Here is a 16,422-nt window from a genome sequence, read left to right as displayed (position 1 = left end):
TTCTGGCGGCTGGCGGACGATATGGACTGGGATTGGCCGTCCGGCCCTTTCGGGCTAACGGCATTGCGCAATCACGCAGTACGGGGCGGAGCTCTGGGGTTTGCCGGCGTGCGTTGGCTGCGCGTCAGTCGCAGCGTGGTCAGCGGATAGATACTGGTCGAGCCGCTGTAGGCGGGAAGGGCGACTACGACGGGCTGCGGCGGCTCGCCGGCCTGCATATGCAGGCTGGCGCAGGCGATAGCGCAGCAATCGGGCGTGTGCCCTTTGCCATGCCCGTGAGAGGATCCTTCGTCCAGGCTGCCGTCGGCGCAGATCGGGTTGCCGAAGATGTCGAGCAGGACCGGACCGGCTGCCATGGCGGAGGCGCCGGAGATCGAGGTGATGACCAGCGCGCAGAGCGCGGTCAGCACGATCGCCAATCTCGTTGCTGTGCCCCGCTTGCTCACGTTCAGCCTCGTTGAAACCGCAGCAGGCCTAGCACGCGGGCCAACCGCCGGCAAAACGTAAAGCGCCGGTGCGGCAACGTGGCGTCATTCCACCGGCACGACATCGACCGACTGTTCGCCCGCCTGCTTGCCGGTCGTCTTGAGCACGCCGACGATCGGCGCCACGTCGGAATAGTCGCGGCCATAGCCGACAACTATGTGCTCGTTGCCGGCCCGCATGTCGTTGGTCGGGTCGAACTCCTGCCAGCCGGCGTCGCGGCCGCACCAGACCGCCACCCAGGCATGCATGGCGTCGGCGCCCTCAAGACGCTCCTTGCCCGGCGGCGGAAGGGTCCGCAGGAAGCCGCTGACATAACCGGCGGGAATGCCGAGGCCGCGCAGTCCGGCGATCATGACATGCGAGAAGTCCTGGCACACGCCACGCTTGAGGTCGAAGGCGTCAACGGCCTTGGTGGCGACGGTCGTGGCGTCGCCGTCATAGGCGAAGTCACGATGCACGCGGCGGCAGAAGTCCGCGGCGACGGCCTGGACGGAAGCGCCACCGGCCAGGCTGGCACCGGCATAGTCTGTGATCGACGGTGTGATGCTGACGAAGTCGCTGGCGCCGAGGAAGTGATGCGGCGCGTCCGAAGCCAGCGAGCGGACGTCCGCGATCTGCTTCCGCAGGCCGGCGAGATCAGGCGAGACGTCGAGCCCTGTCTCGGGGCGGGAGACCGCGACGCGCGCGCTCATATGGATGTCGAGCGTCGCGTGCTCTTTTCGAAACAGGATCGAGGTTGCGTTGTTGCCGAAGAAATCGACGAAGTCCGTCCGCTCGGTCGGTTTGGGGTCGCACGACAGCGACGACGCGATTACCCGCTGCATGCCCTCGATGGTCCTCGGCAGAACGCGAATCTGGTGACGTCCGCCGCCCGAGGCCCTGGCGTAGTCGTAATGGAGGTTGAGGCGGATGTCGTATTGCATGGGTTATCTTGATGCCGCGATGTCTCTGGATGCGTCCGGCCGCCGGCCCGGCGGCGAGGTCAGCTGAAATAGGCCTTTGCGATGATGTCGTAGAGGCGGCCAATGTCGTTGGCGAGCTTGTTCAGCGCATCGGAATCGAGATCGCCGGGCTCCTGGATCGCAAGCATGGTGTGCAGGCGAAGCACTTCCTTGGCCGCAGGTGTCAGATGTCCGCCCGGACCGCCGCCCGGCAGGTGGTCGATCTCCTGCTTCAGCCGTTCGAGCTGGAAGATGACGGAGCGCGGGTTCAGCGGGTCGAGTGCCAGCAGGTCGACCAGGCTGCGGCGCCCCGAGCTGACCGTATATTGCCGGCGGTGGGTCATCACGCTGTCGCCGATCTCCAGCATCATGTCGATGGCGCCGTCGGGCGCATCCTCGCGGGTCAGCCAGCCGAGCGAGCGCGCGATCTGGATGGCGCGCTCGAGGCGGCGGCCGATCTCGAGGAAACGCCATCCGGTGAAGCGGTACATGTTCTCGCCGAGCAGGCCCGAAAAGCCGGCGAGCTTGCGCAGCAGGATCGTCATGGCGCGCGTGGCGTCATCGCCCGGCTCGACGCTGCCGGCGAAGCGGTGGATGGTCTTGGAGAGGTCGCGCAGCGCCAGCCAGCCGTCCGGCGAGAAGCGGTCGCGGATCTGTCCGGCGCTGTAGACGGCGTTGTCGAGGTTGCGGATCAGGCCCGGCGGAACGGCGATCTCTGCGTCGGTGCCGAAGGGTTTCAGGTAGTCGCGGATATCGGCGAGCAGCGGCATCGCCGGGTCGGACGTTTCGGCCAGCCGCACGTGGTAGGCGCGCAGCACGCGCACCGTGTCCTCGGAGCGTTCGATGTGACGCCCGAGCCATGTCAGGTTCTCGGCGGCGCGGCTCGGCAGCCTGCCCGGCACGTTGCGCTTGAAGACGTCGCGCTCGCGCGGCAGCAGCGTCTCCTTCTTCACCGGGCTGTCGCTCACCACCCAGACGTCGGCCGCCTGGCCGCCGCGCTGCATGGCGATGGCCGTGGTGTCGAGCGAATAGCCGATGCGGGCAAAGCCGCCCGGCATGACGACCCAACCGTCCGGGGTGCGTGCCAGGTAGACGCGCAGGCTCGCCGGGCGCGGCTCGAGCCGGCCGCCGACGAAGACCGGCGTCGTCGACAGCGTCACCGCCTCCTGGCCGACGAAGTCACCGCCATTGGCCTCGATGCGCGCAAACAGTTCCGCGCGGTCGCCGGCCGACAGCGTCGAGCCAAGCACCGTGGCGTTGTCGTCCTCGAAGGGCAGGCGCGTCGATTGCGCCGGGCCGATCATCATGCGGTCGAAATTGTCGATCACTTCCCGGCGTTCGGTTTCCTGGCCACACCACCAGGTGGCGATCGACGACAGCTCCAGTTCCTCGCCGCGCAGCGCCCTCGAAATCTTGGGCAGGAAGGCGAGAAGGGCGCGCGTCTCCAGGATGCCGGAGCCCAGCGCGTTGACGGAAGTCACGGAGCCGCGACGCACTGCTTCGGCCAGACCCGGGGTGCCAATCTGCGAATCCGAGCGCAGTTCCAGCGGGTCGGCGAAGGCGGCGTCGAGCCGCCGCCACAGCACGCTGATCGGCCGCAGGCCCGAAACCGTGCGCACCATCAGCCGGCCGTCGGCGACAGTCAGGTCCTCGCCCTCCAGCAGCATGATGCCGAGATAGCGCGCGATATAGGCATGCTCGAAATAGGTTTCGTTGAGCGGGCCGGGCGTCAGGATGGCGACGCGGCCGAAGGGTTCCGACGCCAGGCCGGTCAGCGCGTCCCTGAAGCGCCGGAAAAAGCCGGCCAGCCGGTGGACATGCATCTCGCCATAGATGTCGGAGAGCGCGCGCGTCGTTGCCACCCGGTTCTCCAGCGCAAATCCGGCGCCCGAGGGCGCCTGCATGCGGTCGCCGAGCACCCACCACTGGCCGTTCGGGCCACGGCCGAGTTCGAAGGCGCAGAAATGCAGGAAGTGCCCGCCAGCCGGCTTCACGCCGGCGAACGGGCGCAGGAATTCCGGGCTCGAGGCGATCAGCCCCGGCGGCAGCACCCGCTCCGAGACCAGCCGGTTGGGACCGTATATGTCGGCGCAGATCGCCTCGAAGAGATCGGCGCGCTGCATCAGTCCGGAGCTGATGCCGGCCCATTCCTTCTCGTCGAGCAGCAGCGGCACATGCGCCAGCGGCCATTCGCGCTCGTTGGTGCCGGCCTTGTCGTAGACGCGGTAATAGACGCCGGCGTCGCGCAGGTACTGGTTGGCGCGGGCAAAGCGCCGCGTCAGTTCCTCCGAGCCCAGCGCTTCCAGCGAGGCGACGAATTTCTGCCAGATCGCTTTCGGGTTACCGGCGGCGTCGACCATCTCGTCGACGATGCCAGCGATCGGCCGGTATCCGGCGAGAAGGCTGCCCGTTCCTTTGCCGCGCGGCAGTTGGGCTGGCGCTGGATCGCTCATGTCGGCTGAACCGGGCCTCGTCTGCACCGCTTCATCGCGTCACAACCTGGACGGATGCCTGAGGTCGAGCGTCATCGGGAACTCCTCGGAGGGCAGTTCCTGCAACGGCTCGTAGCCCGAGGGCGTGTGGCCCTGCGGTTCGAAGCGCGCCAGCCTCCGCGCCTCCGCCTCGTTGGCATTTACCGGGAATGTGTCGTAGCTGCGGCCGCCCGGATGGGCGACATGATAGACGCATCCGCCGACGGCGCGGCCCGACCAGCGGTCGTAGATGTCGAACACCAGCGGCGTGTTGACCGGCAGCGCCGGATGCAGGCCCGATGCAGGCTGCCATGCCTTGTAGCGAAGACCGGCAACCGAAACCTCGCGGTTGTCGGTCTGCTTCATCGGCATCACCCGACCGTTGCAGACGATGGCGTGGCGCTCGGGGTTCAGCCCCTCGGTCCTCACCTGCAGCCTTTCGACCGAAGAATCCACGAAGCGGACCGTGCCGCCGATGGCACCCTGCTCGCCCATCACGTGCCAGGGCTCCAGAGCCTGGCGAAGCTCGAGCTTCACGCCGGAATAGTCGACCTCGCCGCAGAACGGGAAACGGAACTCCAGCTGCGCATCGAACCATTCGGGACGGAACGCGAAGCCGTTCTGCTTCAGGTCTTCGAGCACATCGAGGAAATCGGCCCAGACATAATGCGGCAGCATGAAGCGGTCATGCAGCGAGGTGCCCCAGCGGGTAAAGCGGCCGTCGATCGGGTTCTGCCAGAGGCGCGCGATGATGGCGCGCACCAGCAATTGCTGGGCAAGGCTCATGCGCGCATTGGGCGGCATCTCGAACCCTCGGAACTCGACGAGGCCGAGCCGGCCGGTCGGTCCGTCCGGCGAGAACAGCTTGTCGATGCAGATTTCGGAGCGGTGCGTGTTGCCGGTGACGTCGACCAGCAGATTGCGGAACAGCCGGTCGACCAGCCACGGCAGCGGTGCCTCGCCGATGCCCGGAGGCGGCACCTGCGCCATGGCGATTTCCAGCTCGTAGAGACTGTCGTGGCGCGCCTCGTCGAAGCGCGGCGCCTGGCTGGTCGGGCCGATAAACAGGCCTGAGAACAGGTAGGAAAGCGCCGGGTGTCGCTGCCAGTAGAGTACCAGGCTCTTCAGCAGGTCGGGCCGGCGCAGGAAGGGGCTGTCATTGGGCGTCGCGCCGCCGACAACCACGTGGTTGCCGCCGCCGGTGCCGGTGTGGCGGCCGTCGATCATGAACTTGTCGGCGCCGAGCCTGGTCTGCCGCGCCTCCTCGTAGATGGCGGTGGTCGTCGCCACGCAATCTTGCCAGTTCGATGCCGGATGGATGTTGACCTCGATGACGCCGGGATCGGGCGCGACCCGGATGACGTTGAGGCGCGGGTCGTGCGGCGGGCCGTAGCCCTCGATATGCACCTGCAGCCCGGTCTTGCGGGCGGCGTTCTCGGCCGCGGCGATCAGTTCGAGATAGTCTTCCACCGCCTCGACCGGCGGCATGAAGACGCTGAGGCGTCCGTCGCGCGGTTCGACCGAGAGCGCGGTCCGCACTGCGCCGCCGATTTCGCCAAGCTCCTGCTCGACGCGTTCCTGGCCGCTGGTTGCGGCAGTGAAGGAGGCCGTTGCCTGGCGGCGCGCCATTTCGTCGGCGCCTTCCAGTTCAGCCGGAGCAGGCTCATGCGCCAGAGCATCGTGCGCGGGCAGGGGGCCGCGCGGCAGCGACGGGTCGACGGGCACGATGTAAGGATATTGCGACGGCGGCACATGCGGCAGGGTGCCGAGCGGCAGGCGGTAGCCGACTGGGGAGTCGCCCGGCACCAGAAACAGCTTGCCGCGCCTCGTCTTCCACTTTTCAGAACGCCAGCGCGGTCCGCTCGCGGCCTGGCTCTGCCAGCGCTGGATGGGCAGCACGTAGCCCGACGGCTTGGTCAGGCCACGCTCGAAGACGCGCGCCATGCGGCTGCGCTCCTCGGGATCTTCCAGCTTGGAGTTGGACGGATCGACGTTGTCGGGCAACTGGCTTTCCTTGAGCAGCCACTCGCCCGGATCCTCATAGGCCTCGGCGACCATCTCGGACTCGATGCCGAGTTCGCCGGCCATCGCCGTCAGCAGCTTCTCGGCATCTTCCGGGCTCGTGCTTCCCGTCGCCTTCTCCTTGGCGATCAGGTCCGGGTCGGACCAGACCGGCTCGCCGTCGGCGCGCCAGAACAGCGAAAAGGTCCAGCGCGGCAGGCTCTCGCCCGGATACCACTTGCCTTGGCCGTAATGCAGAAAGCCGTTCGGCGCGAAGCGCTCGCGCAGCCGGCGGATCAGCGCATCTGCCTTCTCGCGCTTGGTCGGGCCGACGGCGGCAGTGTTCCACTCCTCGCTCTCGAAATCGTCGATCGACACGAAGGTCGGTTCGCCGCCCATGGTCAGCCGCACGTCACCTTCCTTCAGGACCTCGTCGACCTTGTTGCCAAGCGCGTCGAGCGCATCCCAGCTTTCGTCCGAAAACGGCTTGGTGATGCGCGGATGCTCGGCGACCCGGTCGACGCGCATGTCGAAGTCGAATTCGACATTGGCGAAGCTTGCCATGCCGGAAATCGGCGCGGCATTGCGGTAATGCGGCGTGGCGGCCAGCGGCACATGGCTCTCGCCGGTCAGCAGGCCGGAGGTTGGATCAAGGCCGATCCATCCGGCGCCCGGAATATAGACCTCGCACCAGGCATGCAGGTCGGTGAAGTCGACCGCCGTGCCGGCGGGACCGTCGAGCGCCACCAGGTCGGGCTTCAACTGGATCAGGTAGCCCGACACGAAGCGTGCGGCGATGCCGAGATTGCGCAGCGCCTGGACCAGCAGCCAGCTTGAATCGCGGCACGAACCCTTGGCGGCGCCGAGCGTCTCCTCCGGCGTCATGACGCCGGTCTCCATGCGGATGATGTAGCCGATCTCGCGCTGCACCTGCGCGTTCAGCGCGACGACGAAATTGACCGTGTTGGTGTGCGAATGGTCGACCCGCTCCAGGAAACCCTTCAGCAGCGGTCCGGCAGGCTCCGGCGTGCGGTAGATTTCGAGATCGTCGCGAATGTCTTCCGGGTATTCGAAGGGATAGGTCTCCGCCGAGGGTTCGACGAAAAAGTCGAACGGGTTGTAGACCGTCATGTCGGCAACCAGATCGACCTCGATCTTCAGCTCCATCACCGGCTCCGGGAAGACGAAGCGCGCCAGGAAGTTGCCGTACGGATCCTGCTGGACGTTGACGAAATGATTGTCGGGCGACACCTTCAGCGAGTGGCTGAGCACCTTGGTGCGCGAATGCGGCGCCGGCTGCAGACGTATGACCTGCGGTCCAAGCGTGACGGGCTGGTCATATTTGTAGTGGGTGCGGTGATAGACGGCTGCGAGGATCGCCATGTTGGCTTCAGATTCCGGTTCTTCTTGAAGGCCGGACTCTTCCACATCTGCCGGCCAATCACCAAGCTCTTATTGCACAGCAGCATGAATTGGCGTGGGTACAACCTGGGCGGATTCCAGGCATCGGCCCGTGGCGGTGTCCGGACGGCTCAGGCCGCGGAAAGCTGCAACATCGCAGCGCGGAACTTTTGCGCAATCTCGCTTCGCCGAAAATGCCGGCCACCTTCGACCAGTTTCTTCCCGCGTACCCAGGCACAATCCACCCTTGTCCCGCCGGCAAAGATCCAGGCGTCGAGGATGGCATCGTCCGCCTTGCCGGCCAGCGATACGGCCTCGGCATCGAGCGATACGATGTCGGCAGGCGCGCCCACGGCGAGGCCGGCGTTTTGTGCACCCAGTGCCTTGCTGCCGCCGGTCAGGGCCGCGTCGAACAGGGCGCGTCCGTTGGACTGGCCGGGCTCGGCCAGCACGTTGCGCGCGCGATGGGACAGGCGCTGCGAGTACTCGTACTGGCGCAACTCGTCGGGCAAGCCGATCAGCACGTTGGAGTCGGAGCCGATGCCGAAGCGGCCGCCGTTCGCGTGGAAAAGCTGTCCCGAAAAAGTGCCGTCGCCGAGATTGGCCTCGGTAACGGGACACAGTCCGGCAACCGCGCCGCTGCGTGCCATGGCGGTCGTTTCGGCATCTGTCATGTGAGTGGCATGGATGAGGCACCAGCGGTCACCGATGTCGGCATTGTCGAGCAGCCACTCGACCGGACGTGCTCCCGACCAGGCCACGCAGTCCTCGACCTCGCGGACCTGCTCGGCAACGTGGATGTGCACAGGAGCGCCGCCTGCCATTGCGACGACCGCGGCAAGCTCGTCCCGCGTCACGGCGCGCAGGCTGTGCGGCGCCACGCCGATGACGGCCTCGGGTATCGATTCAAGTGCCTTGCGGGCTGATTCATGCAGCCGGGCGAAGCTGTTGAGATCATTGATGAAGCGGCGCTGGTTTTCGACCGGTTCGGCGCCGCCGAAACCGGAATGGGCATAGAATACCGGCAGCAGCGTCAGACCTATGCCGGTCGTGTCGGCGGCTGCCGCGATGCGCGCGGCCATCTCGCCGATGTCGGCAAAGTGCTGCCCCTCTGTGTCATGATGGAGGTAGTGGAACTCACCGACGCGCGTGAACCCTGCCTCCAGCATCTCCATATAGAGCTGGGCAGCGACTGCCTCGACCTGCTCGGGATTCATGGTGAGCGCGAAGCGGTACATCACCTCGCGCCAGGACCAGAAGCTGTCGGCGCCGGGACCCCTGATTTCGGCGAGGCCCGCCATGCCGCGCTGGAAGGCATGGCTGTGAAGATTGGGCATGCCGGGCAGCAGGATCGCATGGCGCTCGTCGCCGGCTTTGGGCGCCGTACCCGTCGTTACGGAGACCATGCGCCCGCCCGACATGACGAGCCGCACGTCCTTTGCCCATCCCCCGGGAAGCAGTGCCTGTCGTGCGAAGATGCTGGTCACCTGATAGTCTCCGGTAGTGCGAGAGCCGCTTGCGTCCAATTCCGATATGTATATACATATGAGCGGCCGATTGAAAACGGGAAACTCATGACGGACCGCAGCAACCCAGTATCGGGACAGACGCGCATCTGGCGCAATGCCCGCCTTGCCACCCTGGCCGAAAACGCGCCGGGCCTCGGCATCGTGGAAGCCGGTGCCGTCGCCGCCCGCGACGGCCGTATCGTCTTTGCCGGACCCGAGGCCGACATGCCATCGGGGCTAGGGGACGGCGCGGACATCAAGGATTGCGGCGGCCGCTGGATCACGCCCGGCCTGATCGACTGCCACACCCATCTGGTGCATGCCGGCAACCGCGCCAACGAGTTCGAAATGCGCCTCGCCGGTGCGACCTATGAAGAGGTCGCGCGGGCCGGCGGCGGCATCGTCTCCTCGGTCAAGGCGCTGCGCGCCGCCAGCGAGGATGAACTCGTAGCGCAGTCGCTGCCGCGCCTCGACACCATGATCGCCGAAGGCGTCACAACCATCGAAATCAAGTCCGGCTACGGCCTCGACCTCGACAACGAGACGAAGTCGCTCAAGGCGGCGCGCCGTATGGGCGAGGAAAGACCGGTCACCGTGCGCACCACCTTCCTTGGCGCCCACGCGCTGCCGCCGGAGGCCGCCGGCGACAAGGATGCCTATATCCAGCGCGTCGCCCGCGATATGCTGCCGGCGATCGCCACGGCAGGTCTCGCCGATGCCGTTGACGGGTTCTGCGAGGGTATCGCCTTCTCGCCCGAACAGATCGCAACGGTTTTCCAGGCGGCACAGAATCTCGGCCTGCCGGTCAAGCTGCATGCCGACCAGCTTTCCAACCTCGGTGGCGCGGCCCTTGCGGCGAGTTTCGGCGCATTGTCCGTCGATCACCTCGAGTACACCGACAAGGCCGGCGCCATCGCCATGGCCGGCGCGGGCAGCGTCGCCGTGATCCTGCCCGGCGCCTACTACTTCATCCGCGAGACGAAGAAGCCACCGATCGACCTTTTTCGCTGCTACGGCGTGAAGATGGCGGTCGCCACCGACTGCAATCCCGGCACCTCCCCGCTGACTTCGCTGCTCTTGACCATGAACATGGCGGCGACGCTGTTCGGCATGACGGTCGACGAGTGCCTTGCCGGCGTCACCCGCGAGGCCGCCCGCGCGCTCGGGCTTCTCGCCGACACCGGCACGCTGGAGACCGGAAAATCGGCCGACCTCGCCATCTGGGACATCGAGAGCCCGGCCGAGCTCGTCTACCGCATCGGGTTCAACCCGCTTTACCGCCGCGTCTGGAGAGGCCAATGACCGAAATCGTGCTCAAGCCCGGCAATGCGACGCTCGCCGACTGGCGCGCCATCTACCGGGGTGCGGTGCCCAGCCTCGATCCGGCCTGCGGCCCGAAGATCGCGGCGAGTGCCGCAGCGGTCGCCCGCATCGTCGCCAGGGGCGAGCCGGTCTACGGCATCAATACCGGCTTCGGAAAACTCGCCAGCGTGCGCATTCCGGCCGATGACCTCGAAACCCTGCAGCGCAATATCGTGCTGTCGCATGCGGCGGGCGTCGGCGAGGCGATGCCGGTTTCGGTGACCCGGCTGATGATGGCGCTGAAGCTTGCGAGCCTGGCCCAGGGCGCTTCGGGCGTGAAGCCTGAGACGGTCGCACTTCTGGAAGCGATGCTGGCGAGCGACGTTGTCCCGGTAGTGCCTGGGCAGGGTTCGGTCGGCGCGTCGGGCGATCTTGCGCCGCTGGCGCACATGACGGCGGCGATGATCGGGGTTGGCGACTGCCACACGCCGCACGGCATCTTTCCGGCCAAGGTGGCCTTCGTGTCGCACGGGCTGGAGCCCGTGGTGCTGGGCCCCAAGGAAGGCCTGGCGCTGCTGAATGGTACTCAGTTTTCAACGGCTTACGCGCTCGCCGCCCTGTTCGACGCCGAGGTGCTGTTCCAGTCCGCGCTGGTCACCGGGGCGCTCTCGACCGACGCCGCCAAGGGCTCCGACGCCCCCTTCGATCCGCGCATCCATGCGCTGCGCGGCCACAAGGGGCAGATCGAGACGGCGGCCGCCCTGCGCAACCTGATGGCGGGCAGCGCGATCCGCGCCTCGCACCTCGTCGGCGACGAGCGGGTGCAGGATCCTTATTGCCTGCGCTGCCAGCCGCAGGTGATGGGCGCGGCCCTCACGGTGCTGCGCCAGGCCGCCGTAACGCTCGGTACGGAAGCCAATGGCGTGACCGATAACCCGTTGATTTTCCCCGAGGATGACACGGCGCTGTCGGGCGGCAACTTCCATGCCGAGCCGGTCGCCTTCGCCGCCGACATGATCGCGCTGGCCGTCTGCGAGATCGGCTCGCTGGCCGAACGGCGCATCGCCATGCTGGTCGATCCGGCGCTGTCGGGCATGCCTGCCTTCCTGACGCCGAAGCCCGGACTGAACTCCGGATTCATGATCCCGCAGGTAACGGCGGCGGCCTTAGTGTCTGAAAACAAACAGAAAGCCTACCCGGCAAGCGTCGATTCCATCCCGACTTCGGCCAACCAGGAAGACCATGTCTCGATGGCCGCGCACGGCGCAAGGCGGCTGATCGGCATGGTGGAGAACGCAACCGCGGTGATCGGCATCGAGCTTCTGGCGGCAGCGCAGGGCTGCGATTTCCATGCCCCGCTGGAGTCCAGCCAAGTGCTTGAAAAGGTACGAAAAATCCTACGCGACCAGGTGCCGCATCTCGACGACGACCGGCATTTCCACCCCGACATGGAAAAGGCGATCGCGCTGGTGCGCTCCAGCGCGCTGGTCGAGGCGGCGCAAGCCATTGATCTGCCTGGCATTTCCGGAGATCTGTGATGCAGCCGGTCGAGGTTTTCCAAGGCACGTCGCCGGTCATTCTCGGGCTGCCGCACACCGGCACGCACGTCCCGGACGACATTGCCAAGCATTTGAATTCAAACGGCAAACTGCTGCGCGACACGGACTGGCACGTGCATGAGCTGTATGCCGGACTGCTGCCGCAGGCGACGACGGTACGGGCGACTTTCCACCGCTATGTGATCGACGCCAACCGCGACCCGTCGGGCGCCAGCCTCTACCCCGGCCAGAACACTACAGGCCTGATTCCCTTGACGGATTTCGACGACCAGCCGCTCTGGAACGAGGCGCCGGACGAAGCCGAGACGGCGCGGCGGCTGGAACAGTTTCACCGGCCGTACCACGCGGTACTCGCCGACGAGATCGAAAGAGTGAGACAAATCAACGGTATAGCCATCCTCTACGATTGCCACTCGATCCGCTCGGTGTGCCCGTTCCTGTTCGAGGGGGAATTGCCGGACTTCTCCATCGGCACCAATGACGGCGCGACCTGCGCCCGCGAGATCGAGGAAGCCGTCCGGAAAACATGCGCTGAATCAGAGGGTTACACCCATGTGGTCAATGGCCGATTCAAGGGCGGCTGGACGACGAGGCACTATGGCAGGCCGCAGGATGGCGTCCATGCGATCCAGATGGAGCTGACGCAGCGCACGCATCTGGTGAGCGAATCCCTGCCTTTCGCCTATGACGGCGGGGACAAAGCGGTGCGCCTGCGCCGCGTTCTCCGGCAAATTCTGGAACAATTGCAAGAGCTTGCACCCAGACTGGCCGGCCGGGCCGGCTGAATTCGTACACTCCGGCCGGGACGCGGGAAAAAACCGGCATTCCGGCGGCAACAGCCGGCGACGGCGCGTGGTTTTCGAGCGAAGGGCAGTGACATGACCGATCCAAGGCACAATATCCGCGAAATCCGAGCCCCGCGTGGCGACCAGCTCAACGCGCTGTCGTGGCAGACGGAGGCGCCGCTCAGGATGCTGATGAACAACCTCGATCCCGAGGTGGCGGAGAACCCGAACGAGCTCGTCGTCTATGGCGGCATCGGCCGGGCGGCGCGCACCTGGAAGGATTTTGACCAGATCGTCGCGTCGCTCAAAGTCCTGAAGGAGGACGAGACGCTGCTGGTGCAGTCGGGCAAGCCGGTCGGCGTGTTCCGCACCCACCCCGATGCGCCGCGCGTGTTGATCGCCAATTCCAACCTCGTGCCGCACTGGGCGACCTGGGAGCACTTCAACGCGCTCGACAGGAAGGGGCTCGCCATGTACGGCCAGATGACGGCCGGCTCGTGGATCTATATCGGCACGCAGGGCATCGTGCAGGGCACCTACGAGACCTTCGTCGAGGCCGGCCGCCAGCATTATGGCGGCGACCTGAACGGCAAGTGGATCCTGACGGCGGGGCTGGGCGGCATGGGCGGCGCGCAGCCGCTCGCCGCCGTGATGGCCGGCGCCTGCTGCCTCGCCATCGAGTGCAATCCGGACTCGATCGATTTTCGCCTGCGCACCCGCTATGTCGACGAGCGCGCCGATACGCTCGACGAGGCGCTGGAAAAGATCGAGCGCTGGACGGCAGCCGGCGAGGCGAAATCGGTCGGCCTGCTCGGCAACGCCGCCGAGATCGTGCCGGAGCTTTTCCGCCGCGGCGTGCGCCCCGACATGGTGACCGACCAGACCTCGGCGCACGACCCGTTGAACGGCTACCTGCCCGCCGGCTGGTCGATGGGCGAATGGCGCGAGAAGCGCGTCAGCGACCCGAAGGCGGTGGAGAAAGCCGCCCGCGCCTCGATGCGCACGCATGTCGAGGCGATGGTCGATTTCTGGAACGCCGGCGTGCCGACGCTCGACTATGGCAACAACATCCGCCAGGTGGCGAAGGAGGAGGGGTTCGAAAACGCCTTCGCCTTCCCGGGCTTCGTGCCGGCCTATATCCGCCCGCTGTTTTGCCGCGGCATCGGGCCGTTCCGCTGGGTGGCGCTGTCGGGCGACCCGGAGGACATCTTCAAGACCGACGCCAAGGTGCGCGAGCTGACGCCCGGCAACACGCATCTGCACAACTGGCTCGACATGGCGCGCGAGCGCATTTCCTTCCAGGGCCTGCCGGCGCGCATCTGCTGGGTGGGGCTCGGCGACCGCCACCGGCTGGGGCTCGCCTTCAACGAAATGGTACGACAAGGCGAGTTGAAGGCACCGGTGGTGATCGGCCGCGACCACCTCGATTCAGGCTCGGTCGCCTCACCCAACCGCGAGACGGAGGCCATGCAGGACGGCTCCGACGCGGTGTCGGACTGGCCGCTGCTCAACGCGCTGCTGAACACCGCGTCGGGCGCCACCTGGGTGTCGCTGCACCATGGCGGCGGCGTCGGCATGGGTTTTTCGCAGCATGCCGGCATGGTGATCGTCGCCGACGGCACTGCCGACGCCGCAAGGCGGCTGGAAAGGGTGCTGTGGAACGACCCGGCGACGGGCGTCATGCGGCATGCCGATGCGGGGTATGAGATCGCGCTGGAGTGCGCGCGGGAGAAGCAGCTGAATTTGCCGGGGATCTTGGGGTAGGGGGAGGGACAGACGTCGTTTGCGTCTCACGAGAAGTTGTCGGTCCACTCTCGCTCATGGCAGGACAGCTGGCTGCGATGATAGAATCATCTAAATGCAAGTTTCAATGGATTTATTGCGGAATTTATGCGATATTGACATGGAAAATAGGGAAGCCTCCATGTTAATAGAGTTTCGCGTTAAGAATTTTAGGTCCTTCAGGGACGAGGTCGTTCTTAATCTGTTGGCGTCGCGGGACGATACCAATGAAAAAACGAGCATAGAGACCACCGGAAACAAGTCTGTTCCCCGGATATTGCGCGCCGCTGGTATATACGGGGCTAATGCAGGAGGAAAATCCAACCTAGTACGCGCGATGCAATTACTACGGGGGATTGTGAACGACTCTGCAACATTGCAAGCAGGCCATACGTATAACGTCCAGCCATTCCGCCTTGATCCTGCCCAAGCGGAACGACCGATAGAATATGAAATCACATTCCTTTTAAAGAACGTCCGCTATCAGTTCGGATTCACGCTCACCCCGCACAAAATCTTGAGCGAATGGCTGATCGTTTACAAATCGACGCAACCCGCAACGTGGTATGATCGCAAATTCGATGAACTTGCCCAAAAATACGAGTACAAATTTAGTTCGCAACTTTTAGGGGCTAAGGCGATATGGAGTGATGCGACACGCGATAATGCACTGTTTTTATCGACTGCCGTCCAGCTCAACAGCGAACAACTGCGCCCAGTATTCAATTCTTGACCAAAGGTTTGGTGGTCTTCGAGAATGGCAGCGGCCCCATTGCCGACCACACGATCTCGTATATTGCCAGAAATCAAGCTGATAGTGTGAGGGAGTTTCTTTCGGCTGCAGATATCGGGATAACCGACATTAGGCTTAAGAAGCAGCAGGGGTTTGTGAGTGGAATGAAGGTCGATCTTGCAACTGGGCAGTTTGAATCTGTTCCGACCGAGCCTCGAGAGATCACCGTCCCGACTTTCGAGCATGTGGCAAGAACCGGTTCGGCGGTGTTTGACTTTCAGGACGAGTCGGAGGGCACACAGAAGCTCTTTGCGCTTGCAGGCCCTATCTTTGAAATCCTCAGACGCGGCCAAGTGCTAGTTGTGGATGAACTCGATCGCAGTCTGCACGCCCTATTGGTACGCAGACTGATCGGGATGTTTCAGGACCCTACACAGAACGAAAGCGGCGCGCAGCTGATCTTCACAACGCATGATACCTCGCTGCTTGACGGTCAACTGCTACGTCGCGATCAAATTTGGTTCGCAGAGAAGGATGAGGACCAAGCCTCAAGTCTCTATCCCCTGTCCGATTTCTCCCCTCGCAAGGGGGAGGCGCTTGAGCGTGGATATCTTGCCGGAAGATATGGTGGGGTGCCTATCCTTCGCACGCCGAAGGTGAAGTGATGGCTAGGCACTCTCGTGCGAGAAGTGGCCGGGACCTAAGACGCAAGGCACCGAAGCGTGCGCCATACCCGCGAGTACTGATTGTCTGCGAAGGAGCCAAGACAGAAGTCAATTATTTCGAGGAAATTCGGCAGGAAGCGCGGTTGCCAACAGTAAATGTGTGCGTGCTCCACAGTCCACTTGGAACAGCACCGCAGCAAGTAGTCGAAGCTGCCGAAGAGGAGTTTCTTAAGTCGAAGGGCTTTGAGAAAGTCTACGCCGTCTTCGATCGCGACGAGCATCTCACATATGCAAATGCCATCGCTATGGCGGTTGCACGAGACCAAAAGCTGAAAAGCGATGAGAAGAAAGCCGTCTCCTTCGAAGCGTGTGTCAGCGTTCCTTGTTTCGAGTTGTGGCTGCTGCTGCACTTTGCAAACATTATGGCTCCGATTCACAGGCATGCAGCTTTGGCACAACTGCAACAGCACCTAATTGAGTACACAAAAGGTACTGCAGGAACATACGCCGCAACGTTGGCAAATCTCGAGGTTGCTACAAATCGCGCAATCGCCCTTAAGCAGCAGTTTAGTCGCCTGCCTGGTGTGGATGCCTACACAGACGTGCACGAACTTGTAGACACCCTGAAAAAGTTGAAGTCGGGCTGACCTGCTGGTGGAGTCTTAACTCACCGAAAATATCTGTATCGAAAACGCAGTTGTGCTGATTCTTTTCAGGTGCCTGTCATCGCTGCGGTCCGCTATCTGACAAGCCGTTTTGCGTATCGACAGGATGACCGCGCACATATT

The 16,422-nt window shown here is 64.5% G+C and carries 12 protein-coding genes; 7 read left to right on the top strand and 5 right to left on the bottom strand.

From position 1 onward, the window contains the following. Window positions 1-71: 71 nt before the first annotated feature. The 5 genes from ACT2BZ_RS23720 to ACT2BZ_RS23700 all read right to left on the bottom strand — a co-directional run bounded on the left by ACT2BZ_RS23720 (window position 72) and on the right by ACT2BZ_RS23700 (window position 8,787). Window positions 72-419, bottom strand: a complete 348-nt coding sequence (locus tag ACT2BZ_RS23720) for a hypothetical protein (RefSeq protein ID WP_457938296.1) — start codon at window positions 417-419, stop codon at window positions 72-74. A 111-nt stretch (window positions 420-530) separates the two neighbouring features. After that, window positions 531-1,409, bottom strand: a complete 879-nt coding sequence (locus tag ACT2BZ_RS23715) for a transglutaminase family protein (RefSeq protein ID WP_457938295.1) — start codon at window positions 1,407-1,409, stop codon at window positions 531-533. Window positions 1,410-1,468: 59 nt separating this feature from the next. After that, window positions 1,469-3,880 carry a circularly permuted type 2 ATP-grasp protein gene (locus ACT2BZ_RS23710; protein ID WP_457938293.1) on the bottom strand — a complete coding sequence of 804 codons (2,412 nt, stop codon included), beginning with the start codon at window positions 3,878-3,880 and terminating at the stop codon, window positions 1,469-1,471. Window positions 3,881-3,919: 39 nt separating this feature from the next. After that, a complete protein-coding gene (locus ACT2BZ_RS23705; RefSeq protein ID WP_457938291.1) occupies window positions 3,920-7,282 on the bottom strand; it encodes a transglutaminase family protein in 3,363 nt (1,120 codons plus the stop codon). A gap of 149 nt (window positions 7,283-7,431) precedes the next feature. Beyond that, complete coding sequence (locus ACT2BZ_RS23700; protein ID WP_457938289.1) at window positions 7,432-8,787, bottom strand: formimidoylglutamate deiminase; 1,356 nt, start codon at window positions 8,785-8,787, stop codon at window positions 7,432-7,434. Window positions 8,788-8,874: 87 nt separating this feature from the next. Here ACT2BZ_RS23700 and hutI point away from each other — a divergent pair, with 87 nt between their 5' ends. From hutI to ACT2BZ_RS23665, 7 genes are all read left to right on the top strand, one after another. Beyond that, window positions 8,875-10,110 (top strand): imidazolonepropionase, encoded by a 1,236-nt coding sequence (gene hutI, locus ACT2BZ_RS23695; RefSeq protein WP_457938288.1) that lies wholly within the window; start codon window positions 8,875-8,877, stop codon window positions 10,108-10,110. Next, window positions 10,107-11,648: a histidine ammonia-lyase gene (gene hutH / locus ACT2BZ_RS23690; protein WP_457938287.1), complete on the top strand. Its 1,542-nt coding sequence runs from the start codon at window positions 10,107-10,109 to the stop codon at window positions 11,646-11,648. Before hutI ends, hutH begins: the two co-directional genes overlap by 4 nt. Continuing rightward, entirely contained in the window at window positions 11,648-12,454 is an 807-nt protein-coding gene (gene hutG, locus ACT2BZ_RS23685; RefSeq protein ID WP_457938286.1) for an N-formylglutamate deformylase, read from the top strand. The genes hutH and hutG overlap by 1 nt, the downstream gene beginning before the upstream one ends. Window positions 12,455-12,547: 93 nt before the next feature. After that, entirely contained in the window at window positions 12,548-14,218 is a 1,671-nt protein-coding gene (gene hutU, locus ACT2BZ_RS23680) for a urocanate hydratase (RefSeq protein ID WP_457938285.1), read from the top strand. A 94-nt stretch (window positions 14,219-14,312) separates the two neighbouring features. Continuing rightward, window positions 14,313-14,969: an AAA family ATPase gene (locus tag ACT2BZ_RS23675; RefSeq protein WP_457938284.1), complete on the top strand. Its 657-nt coding sequence runs from the start codon at window positions 14,313-14,315 to the stop codon at window positions 14,967-14,969. After that, window positions 14,966-15,634, top strand: coding sequence for an AAA family ATPase (locus tag ACT2BZ_RS23670; protein ID WP_457938283.1), 669 nt, complete (start codon window positions 14,966-14,968; stop codon window positions 15,632-15,634). The genes ACT2BZ_RS23675 and ACT2BZ_RS23670 overlap by 4 nt, the downstream gene beginning before the upstream one ends. Continuing rightward, window positions 15,634-16,281: an RloB family protein gene (locus ACT2BZ_RS23665; protein WP_457938281.1), complete on the top strand. Its 648-nt coding sequence runs from the start codon at window positions 15,634-15,636 to the stop codon at window positions 16,279-16,281. Before ACT2BZ_RS23670 ends, ACT2BZ_RS23665 begins: the two co-directional genes overlap by 1 nt. Window positions 16,282-16,422: the final 141 nt, after the last annotated feature.

Source organism: Mesorhizobium sp. 10J20-29 (assembly GCF_054130485.1).
The sequence above is the reverse complement of the archived record's forward strand: the minus strand, read 5'-3'. Positions and strand labels throughout refer to the sequence as shown.